This window comes from Plantactinospora sp. BC1, from assembly GCF_003030345.1.
Lineage (GTDB): Bacteria > Actinomycetota > Actinomycetes > Mycobacteriales > Micromonosporaceae > Plantactinospora.
Window position 1 is genome coordinate 5,639,139 of the sequence record NZ_CP028158.1, and the last position, 20,648, is coordinate 5,659,786.

The following is a 20,648-nucleotide window of genomic DNA, read 5'->3' on the forward strand; positions in this document are numbered from 1 at the left end:
ATCGCCGATGCCTCGCCCGATGTCACCTGCCGGGCCGGCTGTCGCCTGCGCCGCCCGGTGTCGCGAATTGTCGATACCCGATGATCTTGATCGGTAATCCGGCACCGGTCCGGGCCGGTCGCCCGGTACAATCGCAACCGTGCTGCTCTGCGAAGGCTGAACGCCCCGAGCCGACGGATCCGTGATCCGCCGGCTCGTCCGTGTGCCCTGAGTCAGCCTTCGACCCCGAGAGCGAGTTCTCCGACATGATCACTGCGAGCGGCCTGGAACTCCGTGCCGGCGCCCGGATCCTGCTGTCCGACACCACGTTGCGGGTCCAGCCCGGTGACCGGATCGGCCTGGTGGGGCGCAACGGTGCCGGCAAGACGACCACCCTCAAGGTGCTGGCCGGCGAGGGGCAGCCCTACGCCGGGCAGATCGACCGGCGCAGCCAGGTCGGCTACCTGCCGCAGGACCCGCGCACCGGTGACCTGGGGGTCACCGCCCGGGACCGGGTGCTCTCGGCCCGGGGCCTGGACGTGCTGATGGCGCGGATGAAGGAGATCGAGGAGCAGCTCGCCGACGGCTCCGGCGACGACCGCCTGGTCCGCCGGTACGGCGCGCTGGAGGACCAGTTCGCCTCCCTCGGCGGGTACGCCGCCGAGGCGGAGGCGGCGCGGATCTGCGCCAACCTCGGCCTGCCGGACCGGGTCCTGGCGCAGACCATCGGCACCCTCTCCGGCGGTCAGCGCCGCCGGGTCGAGCTGGCCCGGATCCTGTTCCGGGACGCGGCCGAGAACGGCGGCGGCATCCTGCTCCTCGACGAGCCGACCAACCACCTGGACGCCGACTCGATCACCTGGCTGCGCGGTTTCCTCTCCGGGCACAAGGGCGGGCTGATCGTGATCAGTCACGACGCCTCGCTGCTGGAGGCCGTGGTCAACAAGGTCTGGTTCCTGGACGCGACCCGCTCGGTGGTGGACGTCTACAACGTCGGCTGGCAGAAATACCTGGAGCAGCGGGAGACCGACGAGCGGCGCCGCCGCCGGGAGCGGGCCAACGCCGAGAAGAAGGCCGGCGCCCTGATGGCCCAGGCCGACAAGATGCGGGCCAAGGCGACGAAGACGGTGGCCGCGCAGAACATGGCCCGCCGGGCCGAGAAGCTGCTCTCCGGGCTGGAGGAGGCCCGGGTCGCCGACCGGGTGGCCAAGGTCAGGTTCCCCAGCCCGGCGCCGTGCGGCAAGACGCCGCTGACCGCCGCCGGCCTGTCGAAGTCGTACGGTTCGTTGGAGATCTTCACCGACGTCAACGTCGCCGTCGACCGGGGTTCCCGGGTGGCGATCCTCGGGCTCAACGGTGCCGGCAAGACCACGCTGCTGCGGATCCTCGGCGGGCTGCTGGAGCCGGACACCGGCGAGGTCCGGCCGGGCCACGGGCTGCGGCTGGGCTACTACGCGCAGGAGCACGAGACGCTCGACGTGGACCGCAGCGTGCTGGACCACATGCGCAGCGCCGCCAGCGAACAGACCGACACCGACCTGCGCAAGATCCTGGGCGCGTTCCTCTTCTCCGGTGACGACGTGGACAAGCCGGCGGGGGTGCTCTCCGGCGGTGAGAAGACCCGGCTGGCGCTGGCCACCCTGGTCTGCTCGGGCGCGAACGTGCTGCTGCTGGACGAGCCGACGAACAACCTGGACCCGGTGAGCCGGGAGCAGGTGCTCGACGCCATCGCCCGCTACCCCGGGGCGATCGTGCTGGTCACCCACGATCCGGGCGCGGTGCTGGCGCTCAAGCCCGACCGGGCGATCCTGCTCCCGGACGGCGACGAGGACGCCTGGAGCGACGACCTGCTCGAGCTGGTCGAGCTGGCCTAGCGGCGGGTCCGTCGCCGGTCGCGGCGGATTCCGGGGTACTGACCGACGACGATCCGGGATCGGCGCCGTCCCGCCCGGGTCGAGGTGCCGAAGAGGACGGTCGGTACGACAATGTCTCGTGCTTGCCGGTGGCGGGCACAGACGGCACTGCGCGGACCGGAACACCATTCTGCGGAATCCGCCGCTACGGAATCCGAGCCGGGAACGAAACCCTCCGCGACGTGAGCCGAAACTTGACGTCCGTGGAACGAAACTCGCCGGATGATGAACCGAAACTCCCGTGGCGTGGAAGGAAACTCGACCGGGCGGCGGTAAAACAGCGTCGGCCCGGGTCGCGACCGGACGGTTGCGGCTCGAAATCCCTGCTGACGTGCGGTGCAACCTCGGATGGTGGATGCGGACCGGGCCGGTGGCGCAATCACTCAATCGGGAAACTGACAGTGCTGTGCGTGTCGGTTGGCGAAGAGTTGATATCTAGCGCATGATCGTTCGAGGCGGTCTAATAGGTGGGACCGTATCGAACCGCACAGTCTGGGACGTGAGGAATCAACATGGCAGCCACTGGCACAGCCACCAGCACTGAGAAGGGTCGCCGGATCGTCGGAGCCGAGCGCCAGACGCTCGCCAAGGACCTGGTCAAGCGGTATACCTCCGGCGAAAGCATCCGCGCCCTGGCGGCCTCGACCGGCCGTTCCTACGGGTTCATCCACCGGGTGCTCACCGAGTCTGGTGTACAGCTTCGTCAGCGTGGCGGCGCGCGTCGTCGGAAGAAGGCGTGATCCGTTCAGCAGCCTGGTCCGGACCCGTACGCCTGCGGCCTTCTGCATGACCGTCGGCGTACGACTCAATTGCGACGGGCCGGTCGCGACAGTGACGTTGTGCCGGCCCGACGTACTCAACGCACAGACGCCGCAGATGTGGCGGGCGATGCGCGACTTCTCCCGGGACCTGCCGGGTGACGTGCGCGTCGTGGTGGTACGGGGCGAGGGTCGGGCCTTCTCCGCCGGGCTCGACCTCTCCGTGGCGACCGGCCGCTCGGGGGCGGGGGACTCGCTGGCCGAGATGGCCGCGTTGCCGCCCGAGGAGTGCGCCGAACGGATCGCCGGCTTCCAGGCCGGCTTCACCTGGCTGCACCGCCCCGACCTGATCTCGATCGCGGCGGTGCAGGGGCACGCCATCGGGGCCGGTTTCCAGCTCGCGCTCGCCTGCGACCTGCGGGTGCTCGCCTCCGACGCCACCTTCGCGATGGCCGAGGTCACCCTCGGCCTGGTTCCCGACCTGGCCGGCACCAAGCGGCTGGTGGAGCTGGTCGGCTATGCCCGGGCCCTGGAGGTCTGCGTGACCGGCCGGCGGATCGACGCGGCCGAGGCCGAGCGGCTCGGCCTGGCCAGCGTGGTCGTGCCGCCGGAGGAGCTCGACGCGGCGGCCCGGGACCTGACCGCCGCGATCCTCAGCGGCGACCGGAACGCGGTGGTGGAGATCAAGGCGCTGCTGGCCGGCGCCGCCGGGCGCTCCCCGGCGGAGCAGCAGCGGGCCGAGCGCGAGGCGCAGGCCCGGCGTATGCGTGATCTTGTCGGAGCCGGCGAATAGGCTGAGCCCGACGGCGTGCGTGATCAGCCGACGGGGTGTGATCAAGGGGCGATTCGGGAAGAATCGCGCGGCCGCTCCGGTTGTCGTAGTCGTCGAGGACGACTGGGAGGTCGCGCGTGGTGAACCCGATGGGTGCCGGTGCCAGCATGGGCGGTTGGAACATGCTGCGCTCGTTGCGAAACCGCGACGAGGTGACCGCACACCGGGTGAGCCGGCGCAGCGTACGACGGGTCGTGGAGTTCGCCCGACCCTACCGGCGCGACATCGCGGTGTTCCTGGTCACGGTCGTCTTCGCCGCGATCATCGGGGTGGCGACCCCGGTCCTCGCCGGTGACGTGATCAACGCGATCTCGGGCGGCGGCGCCGACGCGGGCGGACTGGTCGTCCGGCTGGCCCTGGTGATCGCCGGTCTCGCGGTGCTGGACGCGCTGCTCTCGCTGGCCCAGCGCTGGTATTCGGCGCGGATCGGTGAGGGGATCATCCTCAACCTGCGCACCCGGGTCTTCGACCACGTCCAGCGGATGCCGTTGCAGTTCTTCACCCGGACCCAGACCGGGGCGCTGGTCAGCCGGATCAACAACGACGTGACCGGGGCGCAGCGGGCCTTCACCAGCACGCTCTCCGGGGTGGTCAGCAACATCATCCAGCTGGTGCTGACCGCCGCCGTCATGTTCACGCTCTCCTGGCAGATCACCGCGCTCTCCCTGGTGCTGCTGCCGATCTTCATCATCCCGGCCCGCCGGGTGGGTCGCCGGCTGGCGGAGATCACCCGGGAGTCGTACGACCTCGACGCCAAGATGAACGCCACCATGACCGAGCGGTTCGGGGTGTCCGGGGCGCTGCTGGTCAAGCTCTTCGCCCGGCCGGAGGTCGAGGCGCGGCGGTTCGGCGACCGGGCCGAGCGGGTCCGCGACATCGGCATCCAGTCCGCGATGTACTCCCGCACCTTCTTCGTGGCGATGCTCCTGGTGGCCTCGCTGGCCCAGGCCCTGACCTATGGGCTCGGCGGCTGGCTCGCGGTCCAGGGCGACGTCAGCGCCGGCACGGTGGTGACGCTCGCCCTGCTGCTCACCCGCCTCTACGGCCCGCTGACCGCGCTGTCGAACGTCCGGGTGGACGTGATGAGCGCCCTGGTCTCCTTCGACCGGGTCTTCGAGGTGCTCGACCTGACCCCGTCGATCTCCGAGAAGCCGGACGCGGTGGAGATCCCGCGCGGCGCCGGCCGGCTGGAGTTCGACGACGTACGGTTCCGCTATCCGTCCGCCGCCGAGGTGTCGCTCGCCTCGCTGGAGGAGGTCGCCACGCTGGACCGTACCGTCAACGAGCCGGTGCTGCGCGGCGTCTCGTTCACCGTCGAGCCGGGCCAGATGGTGGCCCTGGTCGGGCCCTCCGGTGCCGGCAAGTCCACCACCTCGATGCTGGTCTCCCGGATCTACGACGTCACCGACGGGGCGGTCCGGGTCGGCGGCGTCGACGTCCGGGACGCCACCGGAGACTCACTGCGCGACACCATCGGGGTGGTGACCCAGGACTCGCACCTGTTCCACGAGACCATCGCCGAGAACCTGCGCTACGCCAAGCCCGACGCGACCGACGACGAACTCTGGGCGGCGCTGCGCGGCGCCCAGGTGGAGGAGCTGGTCCGCTCGCTGCCGGACGGGCTCGACACCATGGTCGGCGAGCGGGGCTACCGCTTCTCCGGCGGTGAGAAGCAGCGCATCGCCATCGCCCGGCTGCTGCTCAAGGCCCCGTCGATCGTGATCCTGGACGAGGCGACCGCACACCTCGACTCCGAGTCGGAGGCGGCGGTGCAGCGGGCGCTGTCGGTGGCGCTGAGCGGGCGTACGGCGCTGGTCATCGCACACCGGCTGTCGACGGTACGGGAGGCGGACCAGATCCTGGTGCTGGACCGCGGGCGGATCGTCGAACGCGGCCGGCACGAGGAGCTGGTCGCCGTGGGCGGCCTCTACGCCGAGCTGTACCGGACCCAGTTCGCCGTCGTCGACTCCCCGGCGCCGTACGCCGACGCGGTCGGCCCGGAGCCGGTGATCACGATGCCGCGCCCCGACTACGACCCGGTCTGACCGGGCTCGGCCAGGGTCGCCGCCCGCAGTGCGGCGAACTCGGCAGCCAACCCCGGCCCGGTGAAGTGGGCGTTCAGCCCGCTCGGGTTCGGCAGCACCCAGAGCTGGGCGTCACCGATCGTCTCCGGTTGCCGGCCGATCCTTGCCGTACGCCGTGCGAACGCCGTCCGGTACGCCGTCACCCCGAGTACCGCCACCCAGCGTGGCCGGTAGCGGTGGACCTTCTCGACCAGCAGCCGGCCGCCCTCGACCAGTTCGTCCCGGGTCAGTTCGTCGGCCCGGGCGCTGGCCCGGGCCGCCAGGTTCGTGATGCCCAGCCCGTAGCCGAGCAGGTCGGCCTGGTCGGCCGGGTCGACCAGGTGCGGCGTGAACCCGCCCTGGTGCAGGGCGGGCCAGAACCGGTTGCCGGGGCGGGCGAAGTGCCAGCCGGTCGCGGCCGAGTAGAGCCCCGGGTTGATGCCGCAAAAGAGCACCCGCAGGTCCGGGGCGATCAGGTCGGGGAGGAGCCGGTCGGCGGCCGCCGCCACCTCGGCCGGGGTCGGTCGGCGCCTGGCCCGCGGCGCTGCGGTCAAGGTCGGCCGCTCTTCCGGGTCGCCCATATCACCGTCAGCACCAGACCGGACACGACCAGGCAGCCCAGCCCGCCGACGGCGAGCACGAGCCCGCTGACCGAAACGATGACATCCACCTCCCTCGGCAACGGGTGGCAACTCTATCCGGGCCGGTGCCCGGCCGGCGTGCCGAGACCGTCAGAGGCTGCGCAGCGCGCCGCCGTCGACCGGGATGGTCACCCCGGTCAGATAGCTGGCGGCGGGGGAGAGCACGAACGCGGCCACCCGGCCGAACTCGTCCGGGTCGCCGATCCGGCGCAGCGGTATCGCCGCCTCGGCGTCGGCCCGGGCCCGCTCCGGGTCGCCGGTGGCGGCGAAGAGTTCCCGGTTGCGGTCGGTCAGGATCCGGCCCGGGAGCAGGCTGAGCACCCGTACCCCGCGCGGGCCGTACTCGTCGGCCATGTCCTTGGCCACTCCGGCCAGTCCCGGGCGCAGCCCGTTCGAGATGCCGAGCCCGGGGATCGGTGCCCGGGCCGAGTTGGAGAGGACCAGGCCGAGCGCCCCGCCGGTGCTCAGGGCCGCGGCGATCGTCCGGGCGGCCCGGACGGTGCCGAGGAAGATGGTCTCGAAGGAGTCCCGCCACTGCGCGTCGGTGGCCTGGGCGGCGCTGCCGTGCGGCGGGCCGCCGACCGAGACGAGCCCGCCGTCGAGCCGGCCGAACCGCTCCAGCGCGGTCTCGACCAGCCGGGTCGCGGTCTCCGGCGCGGCCAGGTCGGCGGCGAGCCCCACCACCCGGTCGGCCGGGCCGAGCCGGCTCGCCGCCTCGGCGACCTGGTCGGGGTCCCGGGCCGAGATCACCACCCGGGCGCCGTCGGCCACCAGCGCGCGTGCGGTGGCGAGGCCGAGTCCCTTCGAGGCGCCGGTCAGCACGTACGCCCGGTCCGCGAGTCCGAGGTCCATGGAAGGGATCCTATGACCCGGACGGCGTCGAGTCGATCTTCGGGTTGCCGTGGGTGCCCGGAGTGCGCCGGGTCTGCGAGCCCGGCAGTCACGAACCGGAGCCGGCCCGGGAGCCGGGCAGGGTCCACACCCGTACCCGACCGGCGACCTGCACCACCAGCACGTCCGGGGTCCGGCGCAGCGCCGGCAGTCGACGTCGGCGCGGTGCCGTGCGGCCGTCGTACCGCCAGCCGGCCTCCCGGACGGCGAGTTCCCCGGCGGCGGGCGCCGGGAGCGTCTTCCCGGCGGCCAGCTCCCGGGCCAGGTCCCAGCCGTCCCGGACCGAGCCGGCGGGCGGGCGGCCCGCCGCCCAGGCCGCGAAGACGGCCCGCCAACTCCGGCCGTGCCCGGCGGCGAGCAGCGGCCAGTGCCGGGCGACCTCGCCGGCCCGCTTGTGCAGCAGCGCCGACCGGGCCACCCCGACCAGTCGGGCGTCGAAGCCGGCTGGCAGCGGTGCCCCGGCCACCAGGGCGGCCACCAGCGCGGCCTGCCGGTCGGCCAGCGTCCCGGCCGGTCCGGGCGGGGTCTCCCCGGTCGTCAGCTCACCGCCGGGCGGCCGGAGGCGTGGTCGTGCTGCCGTTGGGCCGGCGCCGCCGACGGCGGTGGTCCGGTCGGTCATCTCAGGTCACCGTCGGGTAGCCGGAGGCGGCGGCGATCGCGTCCAGTTCGGCGCGCAGCGCCGTCGCCGGTGGATAGTGCCCGTCCCGCTCCAGCAGCAGCGCCGGTGGCCGGTGCCGGGCGGAGAGTTCGGCGACCAGGTCGAGCACCTCCGGCGGGACCGGGTCGGTGTGCGTGTCGTGGTAGATCCCGTCGCTGGCCGCCCCACCCGCGACGTGTACGTAGCCGACCCGGTCCAGCGGCAGCCGGTCGAGCAGGTCGAGCGGGTCGGTACCCCGGTTGCGGGCGTTGGCGTAGACGTTGGCGATGTCCAGCAAGAGCAGCGCGCCGGTGCGGTCGAGGATCTCGGTGAGGAAGTCCGCCTCGTCCAGCTCGTCGTCCGGCCAGTCGAAGATGGCGGCGATCGGTTCCAGGGCGAGCGGAACGGAGAGTTCGGCCCGTACCCGGGCGACGTTTCCGACGACCGCGTCGACCGCCTCCCGGGTACGCGGCAACGGCAGCAGGTGGCCCGCCTCGATGCCGCCGGCCCGGACGAAGGCGATGTGTTCACTGGCCAGCGGGGCGTCCAGCAGCTCGGCGGCCCGGGCGAACTGGCGTACCCGGGCCGGCTCGACCGGCTCGGCGCCGCCGAGGGAGAGCCGCACCCCGTGCGGTACCACGGTCACGCCGCGGTCGCGCAGCTCGGCGAGGCCCGGCGGCGGCCCGGCGGCGGGGATCGACTCGGCGATCACCTCGACGAAGCGCAGGCCGGGCAGCTCCGCGACGAAGCCGGCGATCTCCGGCCGCCAGCCGATTCCCACCCCGTACCCGGGCTGCGGTGCCGACGCGCCGGGCAGGCCGTTCCCGGTCGTCATCCGCCACACCCGCCGCAGCCACCGCAGCCGCCGCCGCAGCCGCCGCCCGAACCGTCGCCGCCGCCGCTGCTGTCCCCGCCGCCGGATCCGCCGCCGGTATTCGCGGCCGTCCAGCCGCCGCCCGCCGCCGAACCGCTCATCGCGCGCTGCACCTCGGCCTCCATCGCGAAGGCCGGGTCGAACTCGACCAGCGCGGCCGTGCCGAACAGGGCGACGCCCAGCGCCGCACCGGCCGCGCCGTAGGTGGCATAGGCCGGGGAGTGCCTCGGTTCGAGGTGCCGGTGTTGCCGGCGCAGGTCACGCAGCAGTGCGTCCGCCGCCCGGGTCCGGCGCGGCACCACGCAGAGCAGCACCACGCTGGTGGGCGCCAGCACCAGCAGGCTCAGCCCGAGGTAGCCGACCGGCTGGCCGCCGACCAGGCCGGCGACCAGCCGGGCCAGGCCGACCGCCACCAGCCCGAGCAGCAGCACCGGCCCGATCCGGGCGACCGGGCGGGCCGACGAGGGCAGCGCCAGGCCGCTGCGGGTCAGGTCGGCCCGGAGCGCGGCGAGCGCCGCGAGGACCTGCGGGTCGCTGTCGAGGGCCCGTCCGGGTACCCCGTGCGCGGCGGCCCGGTGCACGGCGGCGTCGAGCGGGGTGGCCGGTACCGGCAACGGTCCGGTCTGCGTCAGCCGGTGCTGCGGTGCGGTGCCGATCGCCCCGGCCGCGCGGAGCGCGCCGAGGGTGGCGTGCACGGCCAGCCGGTCACCGCCGGCCAGCCAGGCGAGCTGGACGGGATGTAGCCGCTCGGCCCCCGGTGGGCGGCGCCCGGCGAAGCCGAGCAGCCGGTGGGCCAGGGTGCCGAGCAGGACGACTCCGGCGATCGCCAGGTAGCCGCTCAGGAAGACCGGGCCGGACACGCCCCAGGTCTCGGTGTGCAGGGTCAGCGCGTCCATCCGGTGCCTCCAGGCGTACGGGGGCGGACTGTCACCATTGTGGATCGGCCGTGCCAGCCGGCCGGGTCGCGGTTCGGCAAACCTCCCGAGCCGCTCGACCGGCGGCCCGGCCGGCAGCCGAGGACCGGTAGGCCCGGACCGGCAGCCCCGACCGGCGCCGCTCGGGGCGACCGGGCCGACCCGTGCTCAGCCCTCGGGGCGGCGTACCGCCTCCTCGACCAGGTCGAGCACCGGGCCGAGGTCGCCGGCCGGCCGGGCCATCGCCAGTTGCAGTACCAGGCCGTCGTAGGCCAGCTCCAGGAACCGGGCCAGCGTCTCGATCGGTACGTCGTCGCGCAGCACCCCGGCGTCCCGCTGCCGGGCCAGCCGATCCCGGGTGGCCTCGGCCAGACTCGCCGAACGTTCCGCCCAGCGCTGCGCGAACTCGGGGTCGGTGCGCAGTCGCCGGGACACCTCGAGCTGGCTGCCCAGCCAGCCGGTGGTGTCCGGCGAGGTGGCACCGGCGAGCAGGTCGCGCATGACCTGCACCAGGCCGTTGCGGGCGACCGTGGCGACCATCGCGGCGGCGTCGTCCTCGGCGACGGCGAGAAAGAGCGAGTCCTTGTCCCGGAAATGGTGGAAGATCGCTCCCCGGGAGAGCCCGGTCGCCTCTTCGAGCCGGCGCACCGTGGCACCCTCGTAGCCGTGGCGGGCGAAGCAGGCCCGGGCCGCGCCGAGAATCTCCTGACGGCGGGCGTCGAGCTGGTCCTGACTTACCCTGGGCACCATCCGATCGTGCCAGGCGGCGTCCGGGTATGCAATCCGTACGTACGTCTTGGGTTGTCGTCGACCGGTCGGCGCGACCGGGCCACTCAGCCCGACCGGCGTCCCACCATCAGCGCCTGGGCGCCCCGGCCCAGCCCGCCGGTGGCGTCGGAGAGCACCGTCTCGGCCAGCCCGGACCCGTACCCGTCCAGGGTGGTACCGGCCCGTACGTGCAGCCACTCCTCGGTCGGCTGCCGGTGCAGGTGCAGCGTCAGCTCGGTGTTGATGAACCACCACCGCTGCATGTCCAGCAGCCGGCTCAGCCCGTTGCCGGAGTCGGCGAGCAGGGCGACCCGCTGCAACGGGCTCGGCTCCTCGCCGGCCACCAGCGGAATCCGTTGCCGGGCCCAGGCCGAGGCGGGGCCGGGGCGCTCGAAGTGGCCCTCGACGAACCGCCAGTCGATCGCCCGCAGGTAGCCGATCTGCCAGCGCGGCTCGGTGAACCGGGACGGCTGCGCCGGCCGGGGCGGCGGCACCACCGGAGCGGTGACCGCCTCGGCGGGCAGGTCGACCGGGGTACGCCGGATCCGCCACACCCGGGCGCGCAGCGCCACCCGTCCGGCGGCGTGCAGCTCCGCCTCGACCAGTTCCACCGAGCGTCCGGGCCGGCCCACGGTGGCCCGTACCTCCACCTCGGCCACCGGCACGGCGCCGAGGAACTCCACCGTCAGCCGGCTGACCTGTGCCGCCCCCTCCAGCGAGCTGGGTGTCCGTTCCACGGCCCGGGCCAGCAGCGCGCACGGCGGTCCGCCGTGTTGCAGGCCGCTGCTCCACGGCCCCTCGGTGGCCGGGGTGGCGACGTACCGTTCGGGGTCGCCGGTGGGCAGGTAGAAGGCGTCGGGCACGGGCCGATTTTCCTCTCCGGCGCCGGTTTCGCAAGATCGGACGGGCTTCGCCGCCCGGTTATCATCGCGGCCGTGACGCAGACCACCGCCGGAGCGCCGGCCGCAGTACTGCCCGTCGCCGCGGTACAGGCCGAACCGGAACCCGGGAACGTCACCGGGAACGCCGGCTCCGCCGCCCGGCTGGTGGCGCGGGCCGCCGACGAGGGCGCCCGGGTCGTCGTGCTCCCGGAGTTGTTCCTGCCGGCGTACCATCCGCCGACCCTGGCCGACGATCCGGCCGGTACCGACGTGGCGGCCGACCACGACGGCCGGGTCGCGGACGCCCGGCTCGACCCGCTGCGCGCGGTCGCCCGGGATCGCCGGGTGGTGGTCGTGCTCGGCGCGGCGGTCCGGCACCCGGACGGCCGGCGGACCTGTTCGGCGCTGGTGGTGGACCGGGCCGGCCGGGTCGACGCCGGATACGCCAAACAGCACCTCTGGGGGCCGGACGAGAACGCGCTGTTCACCCCCGGGCGGAGCGGCGCGACCCTGCTGGTCGACGGTTGGCGGCTCGGTCTCGGCGTCTGCTACGACGGCTGCTTCCCGGAGCACGGCCGGGCGGCGGCGGCCGACGGGGCGCACGGCTACCTCTGCCCGAGCGGCTACCTGGTCGGCTCGGAACACCGGCGTGACCTCTACTACCGGGCCCGCGCGCTCGACAACACCATGTACGTGGTCTTCGCCAACGCCGCCGGCGGTGCGCCGCCGTGGCGGTTCAACGGCGGCGCGGCGGTCTACGACCCCGAGGGCCGGGTGCTGGGCCGGGCCGGGGACTCCGGCGAGGCCGTCGTCGTCGCGCGGCTCGACCCGGCCGAACTGCACCGGGTACGCGACGCGCACCGGATGCTCGCCGACCGGCTGCCCGAGCAGGGTCGGGTACGGACCCGGTTGACCGGTTGACGCCGTCGTCCGCCTGGCCAACCGGGCTTGTTTACATGCTGGGACTGTTGTCCGACCGGGTGCGTCCCGTACTGTGCGCAAGTGCCGCTGTTGCTCCTCGATCTGGACAACACTCTGCTCGACCGGGCGGGCCCGTTCCGCACCTGGGCGCAGGGGTTCCTGGACGAGATCGGGGCACCCGAGAGCGACATCGACTGGCTCCTCTCGGTGGACGCCGACGGCCTGACCAACCGCTGGGACGTGGCCGACGCGATCCGTGACCGGTACCGTCTCCGGATCCCCTCCATCGACCTGGTCGAGGCGCTGCACGAGGGAGTGGTGGAATACACCCGGCTCGATCCGCTGATCGCCTGCGCGCTGCGGATTGCCGACGACGCCGGCTGGGTGCCGGTGGCGGTCACCAACGGCACGCAGCGGCAACAGGAGATGAAGATCAGGCGTACCGGCCTGGACCGCTACCTGGCGGACTGGGTGATCTCCGAGGAGGTCGGGGTCAGCAAGCCGAATCCGCGGATCTTCGCGCTCGCCGCCGAGCGGGTCCGGATGCGGCTGCGCGGCGCCTGGATGGTCGGGGACAGCCCGGAGGCCGACATCGGCGGCGCCGCCGCGGTCGGGCTGCCCAGCGTCTGGCTGCACCGGGGCCGCCGCTGGATGGAGCGCCGGTACGCCCCGACCAAGACCGTGGACGGGCTGATCCCCGCCGTCGCCACGGTCCTCGCCGCCTGACCGCCTGATCGCCGCCTGACCGTCCGATCGCCGCCTGACCGTCCGATCGCGGTCGGCCATCTGATCGTGGTCGGCCGTCCGATCGCGGTCCGCCGGAGGCGTCGACCCGGCGCGGTAATTCGGTTGACCGTCGTCGTCGGGGTTGGCGAACATGTGCGCGTCGGAGGACCCTGCCCGGTCTCTCCGGGTCGTATCGCATCCCGGGCACCGCCCGGCCGAGTGGAAGGAGGAGTGACCGTGGCTGTCGTTGTGCTGCGTTTCCGCCTGCCTTCTTCCGACTCGACCAGAGGATTCCTCCAGTGCCACGCGATTATGACGACTATTCCGGTTCGGCCCGCTCCCGTGGCGGTCGCACCACCCGCCGGTTCGACGACGACGAGCCGCGCTTTCTGAAACGCAACCGGCACGCCACGACGGCCGCGTTCGACACCAACGCCGACACCGACACGCCGGACGTCGGCGACCGCTGGTCGACCTGGGACCAGGCGGTGCACGGGCCGGAGCCGCATCCCGACTGGCTGGTCACCGAGCTGGCCGCCGTCGACACCGAGCTGGGCGTGCTGAAGACCGGCAAGGAGGCGGACGTGCACCTGGTCCGCCGGGCCGTGCCGGACAGTGACCGGAGCTGCCTGCTCGCCGCCAAGCGCTACCGCGACCCGGAGCACCGGCTCTTCCACCGCGACGCCGGCTATCTGGAGGGACGGCGGGTACGCCGGTCCCGGGAGAACCGGGCGATGGAGGGGCGTACCGCGTTCGGCCGGCAGATGATCGCCGGTCAGTGGGCCGCCGCCGAGTTCGCCGCGCTGAGCCGGCTCTGGCAGGTGGGGCGGGAACTGGGCAGCATCGCCGTGCCGTACCCGGTGCAGTTGATCGGGACGGAGCTGATGCTCGAGTTCGTCGGCGATCCGGTGCAGGGGGAGGCGGCTCCCCGGCTGGCCCAGCTCCGGCCCGACCCGGTGCTGCTGCGCCAGCTCTGGGACCAGCTCGTCGACGCGCTGGTCGTACTGGCCCGGGCCGGGCTGGCGCACGGCGACCTCTCGCCGTACAACCTGCTGGTGCACGCCGACCGGCTGGTGCTGATCGACCTGCCGCAGGTGGTGGACGTGGTCGCCAACCCGGGCGGGCGGGAGTTCCTGGCCCGGGACGTACGGGTGGTGGCCGCCTGGTTCGCGGCGCGCGGACTCGCCGGCGAGCTGGTCGATCCGGGCGTACTGACCGGGCGACTGTTCCGGGAGGCGGGGCTGCGCTAGGGGTTCACTGGAGGTACTTCTCGACCTCGTTCACGCTGCGTGCTCCGGTGGTGTCCGGGTCGCTGCCGGCCTGCCGGGCGGCCCGGCGCCGTCGGAGCAGGTCCCAGCACTGGTCGAGCGACTCCTCCAGCTCGCGCAGCCGGGTCCGGTCGTCGTCGGTCGAGTTCTCGACCTGCTGGGCGTGGTTGCGGAGCCGGTGTTCCTCGTCGACCAGTTCGGAGATCCGGCTCAGAATCGTCCTGTCGTCCATGTCCAAGATCCTGGCACAGCGTCGAACCTGCCGCCCACCATCCGCGAGGCTGATGGGCGGCCCGGGCCGGCGCGTCGTCGGACGGGGTGGTCGGCACCGGTCGGCGGCGCGGTGCCCGGGGTCGGGCACGAGGTCGGCGACCCCGTCCCGGACCGCCGGAAGACATTCATTGACATAGTTCTCCGTGGTTCCTATCGTGGCGGTTAGGAAAGCGCTTTCCAGGTCGCCCGTACCCGTCGGAGCCGCTTCCCGGCGGCGCCGCACACCCACCTGCCGCGCGCCGGCCGACCACGCTCCGCCAGCCACCCCACCGAGCCCGCGCATCCCCGCCACCACCGGAAAGGCAGAAGACCCGTGACCTCACCGCGCACCAGGGCCGGCACCACCGTCCCGGCCGGTCGCCGCTGGCGGCGACCCGCCGCCGTCGGCCTCGCCGTCGCGCTGGCCGCCACCCTCAACCACGGCGCCGGCACCGCCCAGGCCGCCAGCCGCACCGACACCCGCGACGTCACCGCCCGGGCCGCCCCGCCCGGGCCGCCCCCGACCTCGTCGACGGCCGGCATCTCCGGCCCGACCGTGCTGGTGCCGGCGGGCCCGGCGGACGGCTTCGCCAGCGTCGACGCGCTCGGCCAGAACGGCACCACCGGCGGCGCCGGTGGACCGGTCGTCACCGTGAACAGCACCGCCGCGTTCCTCGACCACATCGCCCGACCCGGCCCGTACGTCATCCAGGTCGCCGGCACCATCACCCTGCCGACCGGCGACAGCGACGGCATGCACGACGTCACCTCGGACAAGACGATCGTGGGCATCGGGGCGAACGCCACCCTGCGCGGCGGCGGCCTCAACATCGGCCTGCCGGTGAACGACGACACCACCGCACCGCCGGCCGACGCGGTACACAACGTGATCATCCGGAACCTGCACCTCACCGGGGCCACCGACGACCTGCTCAACGTGCAGATGTTCTCGCACCACATCTGGATCGACCACAACGAGTTCTCCAACGGCGACGACGGCGCGGTCGACATCAAACGCGGCTCGGACTACGTCACCGTCTCGTGGAACCACTTCCACGACCACGACAAGACCCTGCTGCTCTCGCACGACGAGGACGCCGGCGCCCAGGACATCGGGCGGCTGCGGGTCACCTACCACCACAACTGGTTCAACGCCTCCGACCAACGGCACCCCCGGGTGCGCTTCTCGGCCATGACGCACGTCTACAACAACTACTACTACGAGAACAGCTACGGGGTGGCCTCCACCTACGACGCCGCCGTGCTGGTCGAGGAGAACTACTTCTACAGCGTCAACAACCCCGGCCGGGTCGAGTTCAGCGGCGACCTGGGCCGGATCGTCGAACGCGGCAACATCCTGGTCGACTGCAACCACCCGATCGAGACCCGGGGCACGGTACCCGAGCCGAGCGGCTTCTACCGCTACCAGGCCGACGACGCGGCCGCCGTCCCGACCATCGTCCCGGCCGGTGCCGGGGTGGGAAAGCTGGGCTGACCCGATGACCGAGAACCTCCTGGTACGCCGAGCGGCCCGGCGCCCCGTCGCCGTCGCCCTCGCCGGGACGCTGGCCGTGACCCTGACCGCCGTGATGGTCGCCGGCACCGGCCCGGCTCGGGCGGTACCGCCGTCGACCGGCGCGCTGCCGAGCGCGGTCGGGCAGCCGGACGGCTTCGCCAGCGTCGACGCGCTCGGCCAGAACGGCACCACCGGCGGGGTCGGCGGACCGGTGGTCACCGCCACCAACGCCGACGACTTCCTGGAGTACATCGACACGGTCGGGCCGATGACGATCCGGGTACAGGGCACCATCCGGATCAGCAGCAAGCAGGGCGTACGGCCGAACAAGACGATCATCGGCGTCGGGTCCAACGCCACCATCGACGGCGGCGGGCTGGACTTCTACCGGTCGTACAACGTGATCGTGCAGAACCTCAACTTCACCAACGCCGAGGACGACGCGGTCAACGTCGGGCAGGAGTCGCACCACATCTGGATCGACCACAACCGGTTCACCGGCGCGGTGGACGGCTCGGTCGACGTCGTTCGGGGCGCCGACTACGTCACCGTCTCCTGGAACCACTTCGACCACGCCGACAAGAGCATGCTGATCAGCCACTCCGACGGGGCCGCCTCGACCGACGTCGGGCACCTCAAGGTCAGCATCCACCACAACTTCTTCGACAACAGCCGGCAGCGGCACCCCCGGGTCCGGTTCGGCGAGCCGGTGCACGTCTACAACAACTACTTCCTCGGCAACGAGCTCTACGGGGTCGCCTCGACCGAGAACGCCGGGGTACTCGTCGAGGGGAACTACTTCGAGAACGTGCCGTACCCGCTCCACTCGGCCAGCGGCTACGCCGACAGTGGACCCGGCCGGGCGGTACAGCGGAACAACATCTTCGTGAACTCCGGCGTACCGGAGACGGCGGGTTCGGTGGTCGAGCCGCGGACGTACTACGCGTACCAGCTCGATCCGCCCGCCGGGGTGCCGGCCTCGGTCCGGGCCGGCGCCGGTACCGGAAGGATCTCCGGCTGACCCGATCCCCGACTGACCCGGTCGTTGCCTGACCGGTCAGTCCGTGGCCAGCCGGGGCGGACGGTCGGGAGGTGGGTCCCGACCGTCCGCCGGTCAGTGCCCCCCGCGCGACGCGCGGGGGGCACTGCGCGTCGTGGGTCGGTGACCGCCGCTGCTATTTGGTCATTCGGCTCCGACCGGGGTGTCCGTTTGATATGAACTACCAAACCCGGTGCCGGGAAGCCCGCAGATCGGGCATTCTCGATGCCGGGGAGGTAGTCCTGTCCTCAGGGGACCAGACCCGGAACGGAAAGAGCCCGAACATCATGGACCAAGCTACGTTGCCGACACCGCTCCGCGAGGCTGTCACGGTCACCACGGCCGGGGCCACCGGGGTGGCCCGGCTGGTGATCCAGGGTCTGCTCGACCTGATCGACGACCCCGCCGCGACCGCCGCCGCGACGGAGTTCCTGACCGCCCGGCTGCCCGGCTACGCGCCGATGTGGCACATCGCCAACGCGGTGCGTTCGGCCGAGCCGGCCGAGGCGCTGCGGCGGATCCGGGCCGAACTCGACCACGCCGTGGAGAACACCGTGAAGGCGGCGGTCACCTGGGTCGGCGAGCAGGGTGTCCCGGTGACCTACGCGCCCAGCAGCTCGATCGTCAAGCAGATCCTGGCCCAGTTGCCGGAGTCGCTGCGCAGCGGCGAGCCGGCGGTCGCGCTGGCCGGCGCCGACGCGATCGGGCCGGACACCGTGCTCAACATCCGGGGTACCCGGGAACTGGCCGAGACGCTGCCCACCCTGATCGTCACCACCGCGCTGAAGCTGGTCCCCGCGCCGGTCTTCGCCCGCCTCGGCGCGCCGGTCTTCGAGCACATCCCGCTGGACGGCTTCGTCGGCGTGGTGCTCGACGGTGAGCTGCTCAGCCCGGGAGAGGTCGGCCGGCGAGCCGCGGAACTGCGTGAGTGACCCGCGATGGCCACCCCCGGCGCCCAGCAGATCCCCGCCTTCCTGTCGACGCTTCCGGAAAAGCGGTCGCTCTACGCGGTCGACACGTACTTCCGGGAGAGCTTCGAAGACCTGCTCGCCGTCGGTGGTGGCCGCATCGAGGAGTTCTGCCACGACCACGCACTCCTGCTGCTGAAACCGGACGCCGTGGTCAGCCGCCGGCTCGGCCCGGTGCTGCGCTGGGTGCTGGCGTACGGTTTCAGCATCGTCTGGGCCGCGACGGTGACGATCGACCGGCACGGCGTACGGGCGCTGTGGCAGTACGGCCTGAACGCCGCCAGCCGGGACCGGCGAGACGCCGCCGACCTCTACGTCACGGCCTGCGAGTGCCTGCTCCTGCTGCTCGCCCTGCCCGGCCGTCCCGAACCGGCCTCGCTGGTGCTCAGCACCGCCAAGGGGCCGGCCGACCCGGTCCGGTGCCGTCCCGGGCAGCTCCGCTACGACGTCGGCAGCTTCAACTACCAGCTCAACCTGGTGCACGCCGCCGACGAGCCGGCCGACCTGCTCCGGGAACTCGCCGTGCTCTGCAACCACGAGACCCGGGCCGGCCTCTACCGGCGCACGCTGTGTGGATCGGCGGGGCCCGCCCCGGACGGTCGGTCCGAGGCGTTCGCCCTGGCCGACCGGCTGGAGGCGGCCACCCCGCAGGTCGACCTGGAACTGGACCGGACCCTCGGCGAGCTGGCCGACGTCGCCGAGGCCCGCCGACGCGGCGGCTCCGGCACGTCGGCCGGCGAACTCGTGTCGCTGATAGAGCGGATCCGGGCCCGCTGCTCCCGGGACTGGCGGGCGGTGGTGCGGCTGGCCGAGTCGAGCGGGGTACCGGTCAGCCGGTGGCAGCGGATCGTGCTCGCCACCCACCTGCTCGACCCGTACGTGCCCGGCGCCACCAGCCTGCTCCCGGACAGCTCCACCACCGCCGCCGACCCGTAGGGCAGCCCAGCGGCACCCTGACCCCCGGCTCGGCCGGGCCGTCAGAGCAGACCGACCCGGCTGGGCGGGGCCGTCAGAGCACCCGGGTCACCCGTTCGGCCTGGCTGCGCCGCTGCACCGTCGCCGGGTCGAGGTTGGCGCAGAGCACCACGGTGGCCCCGGCGGCCAGCGGTGCCAGCAGCCACTTCACCGGGTGCTCGTGCTCGGCCGCGTCGACCAGTACCCGGTCGCCGGGGCGCAGCCCGAAGACCTCGTCGGCCATTCCCCGGGCCAGCCGGCCCCACTCGGCGTAGCTGGTGCCGTCCACAGTGGCCGCGTCGTCGGGGTGCAGCGGCACGTACGGCCGCAGGTCGGGGTCGTGTCGGCGTACCTCGGTGAGGTAGTCCCGGTAGCCGTCCGGCGGCTCGGCCAGCGGGGCGCCGTCCGGCGCGAACCCGAGCACGAACCGGTGTCTCGCCTCGGGTACGTGATCGAGCCAGTCGTCGATCCGGGGCAGCGCGGCGTACGTGACGTCGAAGGGCTCCTCGACGCCCGGGCCGAGCCGGGGCAGCCCGGCGGTGGCGGTGCCGTGGAAGCTCACCGACACCCCCGCCGACCAGGCGCCGAGCAGTACGGCGGCGGTCTGCCAGTGCGGCGGCAGCAGCACCGCGGCCCGGGCGCCGATGCCCAGCCCGCAGCCGTGGACCAGCAGGTTCGCCGTCCGGGCCACCCACTCGGCCAGCGCCTCGGCGGAGAGTTCGGTGCGTTCCCCGGTCGCGTCGTCGTAATAGGTGAGCAGCGGCCGGGCCCGATCCGTCGCCAGCGCGGAGGCGAAGAGCGCCGGTACCCCGCTCACCCGGACCGAACTCTGCCGCATGGAATGCCCCCTGCCCGCTGGCTGCCGGTGCTCGCGCGGGCCGTCCCGCGCGGCACCGACGATACCGGTCCCGGCGCCCCGCTCAGTCGATGGTGAGCACCAGCTTGCCCCGGCCGTGCCGGGTCTCCAGCTCGCGGTGCGCCTCGGCGGCGCGCTCCAGCGGCAGCGTCCGGCGGACGTGGATCCGCAGTTCGCCCCTGGTGTGCAGGTCGACGAGTCCGGCCAGCCGGTGTGCCGACCGGAGGTTGCGGGTGACCCGGATGCCGAGTTCCTCGGCCCGGCCGTGCTCGACCAGGGTGAGGATCCGCTTGCGGTCGGGCACCAGCTCCAGGCTGACCCGCAGCGCGTCGCCGCCGGCCCCGTCCAGCGCCGCGTCCACCCCGTCCGGCGCGAGCGCGCGGACCCGGTCGGCCAGGCCCGGCCCGTACGCCACCGGGGTGGCGCCGAGCGACCGGAGGTAGTCGTGGTTGTCCGGGCTGGCCGTGCCGAGCACCGTCGCGCCGGCCGCCACGGCGAGCTGTACCGCCACCGTGCCGACCGCACCGGCGGCGGCGTGCACCAGCAGCGTCTCGCCGCGCGCGACGGCCAGCTCGTCGAGGGCGATGTGCGCGGTCTGCGCCCCGGCGGTGAAGCCGCCGGCCACCTCCCAGGGCATCTCGGTGGGCTTGGCGGTGATCTGGTCGGCCGGGATCACCAGGTATTCGGCGTAGCAGTCGAGCTGACCGAAGCCGAGCACCTCGGCACCGACGGCGACGCTGCTGACGTCCGGGCCGAGCTGGTCGACGATGCCGGCGAACTCGTTGCCGGGCACCCTCGGCAGGTCGCCGGTCACCCCCGGCGGCGCCCAGCCGGACCGGATCGCGCAGTCGTACGGCTGCACCCCGGCCGCCTTCACCCGGATCCGTACCTGGCCCGGGCCGGGCACCGGGGTGGGCAGCTCCAGCAGCCGCAGTACCTCGGGACCGCCGTACTCGGTGAAACCCGCCGCTCGCATCGGACATCCTCCCGTCGTGGA

21 protein-coding genes are annotated in these 20,648 nt (G+C 73.1%); 11 read left to right on the forward strand and 10 right to left on the reverse strand.

Going from position 1 to position 20,648, the window contains the following annotated elements; genetic code table 11:
* Positions 1-245 precede the first annotated feature (245 nt).
* From C6361_RS24695 to C6361_RS24710, 4 genes are all read left to right on the forward strand, one after another.
* The gene (locus tag C6361_RS24695) at positions 246-1,853 is read left to right on the forward strand and encodes an ABC-F family ATP-binding cassette domain-containing protein (RefSeq protein ID WP_107263047.1); all 1,608 of its coding nucleotides are present in this window, start codon (positions 246-248) and stop codon (positions 1,851-1,853) included.
* Positions 1,854-2,404: 551 nt separating this feature from the next.
* Positions 2,405-2,632: a helix-turn-helix domain-containing protein gene (locus C6361_RS24700; protein WP_007462679.1), complete on the forward strand. Its 228-nt coding sequence runs from the start codon at positions 2,405-2,407 to the stop codon at positions 2,630-2,632.
* A gap of 46 nt (positions 2,633-2,678) precedes the next feature.
* Positions 2,679-3,443: an enoyl-CoA hydratase/isomerase family protein gene (locus tag C6361_RS24705; RefSeq protein WP_107269154.1), complete on the forward strand. Its 765-nt coding sequence runs from the start codon at positions 2,679-2,681 to the stop codon at positions 3,441-3,443.
* Positions 3,444-3,571: 128 nt separating this feature from the next.
* Complete coding sequence (locus C6361_RS24710; protein WP_199853550.1) at positions 3,572-5,527, forward strand: ABC transporter ATP-binding protein; 1,956 nt, start codon at positions 3,572-3,574, stop codon at positions 5,525-5,527.
* Here C6361_RS24710 and mug read toward each other — a convergent pair.
* From mug to C6361_RS24745, 7 genes are all read right to left on the reverse strand, one after another.
* Entirely contained in the window at positions 5,512-6,126 is a 615-nt protein-coding gene (gene mug / locus C6361_RS24715; protein ID WP_107263044.1) for a G/U mismatch-specific DNA glycosylase, read from the reverse strand. The genes C6361_RS24710 and mug overlap by 16 nt on opposite strands.
* A 150-nt stretch (positions 6,127-6,276) precedes the next feature.
* Positions 6,277-7,038: an SDR family oxidoreductase gene (locus C6361_RS24720; RefSeq protein WP_107269156.1), complete on the reverse strand. Its 762-nt coding sequence runs from the start codon at positions 7,036-7,038 to the stop codon at positions 6,277-6,279.
* An 88-nt stretch (positions 7,039-7,126) separates the two neighbouring features.
* On the reverse strand, positions 7,127-7,696 hold the full coding sequence (locus tag C6361_RS24725) for a hypothetical protein (protein WP_234358980.1): 570 nt from the start codon (positions 7,694-7,696) through the stop codon (positions 7,127-7,129).
* A 1-nt stretch (position 7,697) separates the two neighbouring features.
* Entirely contained in the window at positions 7,698-8,549 is an 852-nt protein-coding gene (locus C6361_RS24730; protein ID WP_107271153.1) for a DUF692 domain-containing protein, read from the reverse strand.
* The gene (locus C6361_RS24735) at positions 8,546-9,484 is read right to left on the reverse strand and encodes a TIGR04222 domain-containing membrane protein (protein ID WP_107269157.1); all 939 of its coding nucleotides are present in this window, start codon (positions 9,482-9,484) and stop codon (positions 8,546-8,548) included. Before C6361_RS24735 ends, C6361_RS24730 begins: the two co-directional genes overlap by 4 nt.
* Positions 9,485-9,670: 186 nt before the next feature.
* Complete coding sequence (locus C6361_RS24740) at positions 9,671-10,249, reverse strand: TetR/AcrR family transcriptional regulator (protein WP_107264492.1); 579 nt, start codon at positions 10,247-10,249, stop codon at positions 9,671-9,673.
* Positions 10,250-10,335: 86 nt separating this feature from the next.
* The gene (locus tag C6361_RS24745) at positions 10,336-11,133 is read right to left on the reverse strand and encodes a thioesterase family protein (protein WP_107269158.1); all 798 of its coding nucleotides are present in this window, start codon (positions 11,131-11,133) and stop codon (positions 10,336-10,338) included.
* A gap of 72 nt (positions 11,134-11,205) precedes the next feature.
* Here C6361_RS24745 and C6361_RS24750 point away from each other — a divergent pair, with 72 nt between their 5' ends.
* From C6361_RS24750 to C6361_RS24760, 3 genes are all read left to right on the forward strand, one after another.
* Complete coding sequence (locus C6361_RS24750; protein WP_199853070.1) at positions 11,206-12,072, forward strand: carbon-nitrogen hydrolase family protein; 867 nt, start codon at positions 11,206-11,208, stop codon at positions 12,070-12,072.
* A gap of 81 nt (positions 12,073-12,153) precedes the next feature.
* Positions 12,154-12,798: an HAD family hydrolase gene (locus C6361_RS24755; RefSeq protein ID WP_107263040.1), complete on the forward strand. Its 645-nt coding sequence runs from the start codon at positions 12,154-12,156 to the stop codon at positions 12,796-12,798.
* 299 nt (positions 12,799-13,097) lie between these two features.
* Positions 13,098-14,048: a serine protein kinase RIO gene (locus tag C6361_RS24760; protein ID WP_107269159.1), complete on the forward strand. Its 951-nt coding sequence runs from the start codon at positions 13,098-13,100 to the stop codon at positions 14,046-14,048.
* Positions 14,049-14,052: 4 nt separating this feature from the next.
* Here C6361_RS24760 and C6361_RS24765 read toward each other — a convergent pair whose 3' ends face one another.
* On the reverse strand, positions 14,053-14,298 hold the full coding sequence (locus C6361_RS24765; RefSeq protein WP_107263038.1) for a DUF2630 family protein: 246 nt from the start codon (positions 14,296-14,298) through the stop codon (positions 14,053-14,055).
* A 354-nt stretch (positions 14,299-14,652) separates the two neighbouring features.
* On the opposite strand from C6361_RS24765, the gene C6361_RS24770 reads away from it, so the two are divergent.
* The 4 genes from C6361_RS24770 to C6361_RS24785 all read left to right on the forward strand — a co-directional run bounded on the left by C6361_RS24770 (position 14,653) and on the right by C6361_RS24785 (position 18,777).
* Entirely contained in the window at positions 14,653-15,813 is a 1,161-nt protein-coding gene (locus C6361_RS24770) for a polysaccharide lyase family 1 protein (RefSeq protein ID WP_234358981.1), read from the forward strand.
* Positions 15,814-15,817: 4 nt separating this feature from the next.
* Positions 15,818-16,855, forward strand: a complete 1,038-nt coding sequence (locus tag C6361_RS24775; protein WP_107269160.1) for a polysaccharide lyase family 1 protein — start codon at positions 15,818-15,820, stop codon at positions 16,853-16,855.
* A 305-nt stretch (positions 16,856-17,160) separates the two neighbouring features.
* Positions 17,161-17,805, forward strand: coding sequence for a hypothetical protein (locus C6361_RS24780; protein ID WP_159079460.1), 645 nt, complete (start codon positions 17,161-17,163; stop codon positions 17,803-17,805).
* A 6-nt stretch (positions 17,806-17,811) separates the two neighbouring features.
* Positions 17,812-18,777, forward strand: a complete 966-nt coding sequence (locus C6361_RS24785; RefSeq protein WP_107269161.1) for a nucleoside-diphosphate kinase — start codon at positions 17,812-17,814, stop codon at positions 18,775-18,777.
* A gap of 73 nt (positions 18,778-18,850) precedes the next feature.
* On the opposite strand, the gene C6361_RS24790 is transcribed toward C6361_RS24785, so the two are convergent.
* Positions 18,851-19,633 carry a TIGR03089 family protein gene (locus C6361_RS24790; protein WP_107269162.1) on the reverse strand — a complete coding sequence of 261 codons (783 nt, stop codon included), beginning with the start codon at positions 19,631-19,633 and terminating at the stop codon, positions 18,851-18,853.
* Positions 19,634-19,715: 82 nt separating this feature from the next.
* A complete protein-coding gene (locus C6361_RS24795; protein WP_107269163.1) occupies positions 19,716-20,627 on the reverse strand; it encodes an NADP-dependent oxidoreductase in 912 nt (303 codons plus the stop codon).
* Positions 20,628-20,648 lie beyond the last annotated feature (21 nt).

Bases quoted from the DNA above. Each gene is read 5' to 3' on its own strand.
- C6361_RS24695 (WP_107263047.1), top strand. From the start codon at position 246: ATGATCACTGCGAGCGGCCTGGAACTCCGTGCCGGCGCCCGGATCCTG.
- C6361_RS24710 (WP_199853550.1), top strand. From the start codon at position 3,572: ATGGGTGCCGGTGCCAGCATGGGCGGTTGGAACATGCTGCGCTCGTTG.
- C6361_RS24785 (WP_107269161.1), top strand. From the start codon at position 17,812: ATGGCCACCCCCGGCGCCCAGCAGATCCCCGCCTTCCTGTCGACGCTT.
- C6361_RS24720 (WP_107269156.1), bottom strand. From the start codon at position 7,038: ATGGACCTCGGACTCGCGGACCGGGCGTACGTGCTGACCGGCGCCTCG.
- C6361_RS24700 (WP_007462679.1), top strand. From the start codon at position 2,405: ATGGCAGCCACTGGCACAGCCACCAGCACTGAGAAGGGTCGCCGGATC.
- C6361_RS24765 (WP_107263038.1), bottom strand. From the start codon at position 14,298: ATGGACGACAGGACGATTCTGAGCCGGATCTCCGAACTGGTCGACGAG.
- C6361_RS24725 (WP_234358980.1), bottom strand. From the start codon at position 7,696: ATGACCGACCGGACCACCGCCGTCGGCGGCGCCGGCCCAACGGCAGCA.
- C6361_RS24780 (WP_159079460.1), top strand. From the start codon at position 17,161: ATGGACCAAGCTACGTTGCCGACACCGCTCCGCGAGGCTGTCACGGTC.
- C6361_RS24790 (WP_107269162.1), bottom strand. From the start codon at position 19,633: ATGCGGCAGAGTTCGGTCCGGGTGAGCGGGGTACCGGCGCTCTTCGCC.
- C6361_RS24735 (WP_107269157.1), bottom strand. From the start codon at position 9,484: ATGGACGCGCTGACCCTGCACACCGAGACCTGGGGCGTGTCCGGCCCG.
- C6361_RS24730 (WP_107271153.1), bottom strand. From the start codon at position 8,549: ATGACGACCGGGAACGGCCTGCCCGGCGCGTCGGCACCGCAGCCCGGG.
- C6361_RS24795 (WP_107269163.1), bottom strand. From the start codon at position 20,627: ATGCGAGCGGCGGGTTTCACCGAGTACGGCGGTCCCGAGGTACTGCGG.
- C6361_RS24705 (WP_107269154.1), top strand. From the start codon at position 2,679: ATGACCGTCGGCGTACGACTCAATTGCGACGGGCCGGTCGCGACAGTG.
- C6361_RS24775 (WP_107269160.1), top strand. From the start codon at position 15,818: ATGACCGAGAACCTCCTGGTACGCCGAGCGGCCCGGCGCCCCGTCGCC.
- mug (WP_107263044.1), bottom strand. From the start codon at position 6,126: ATGGGCGACCCGGAAGAGCGGCCGACCTTGACCGCAGCGCCGCGGGCC.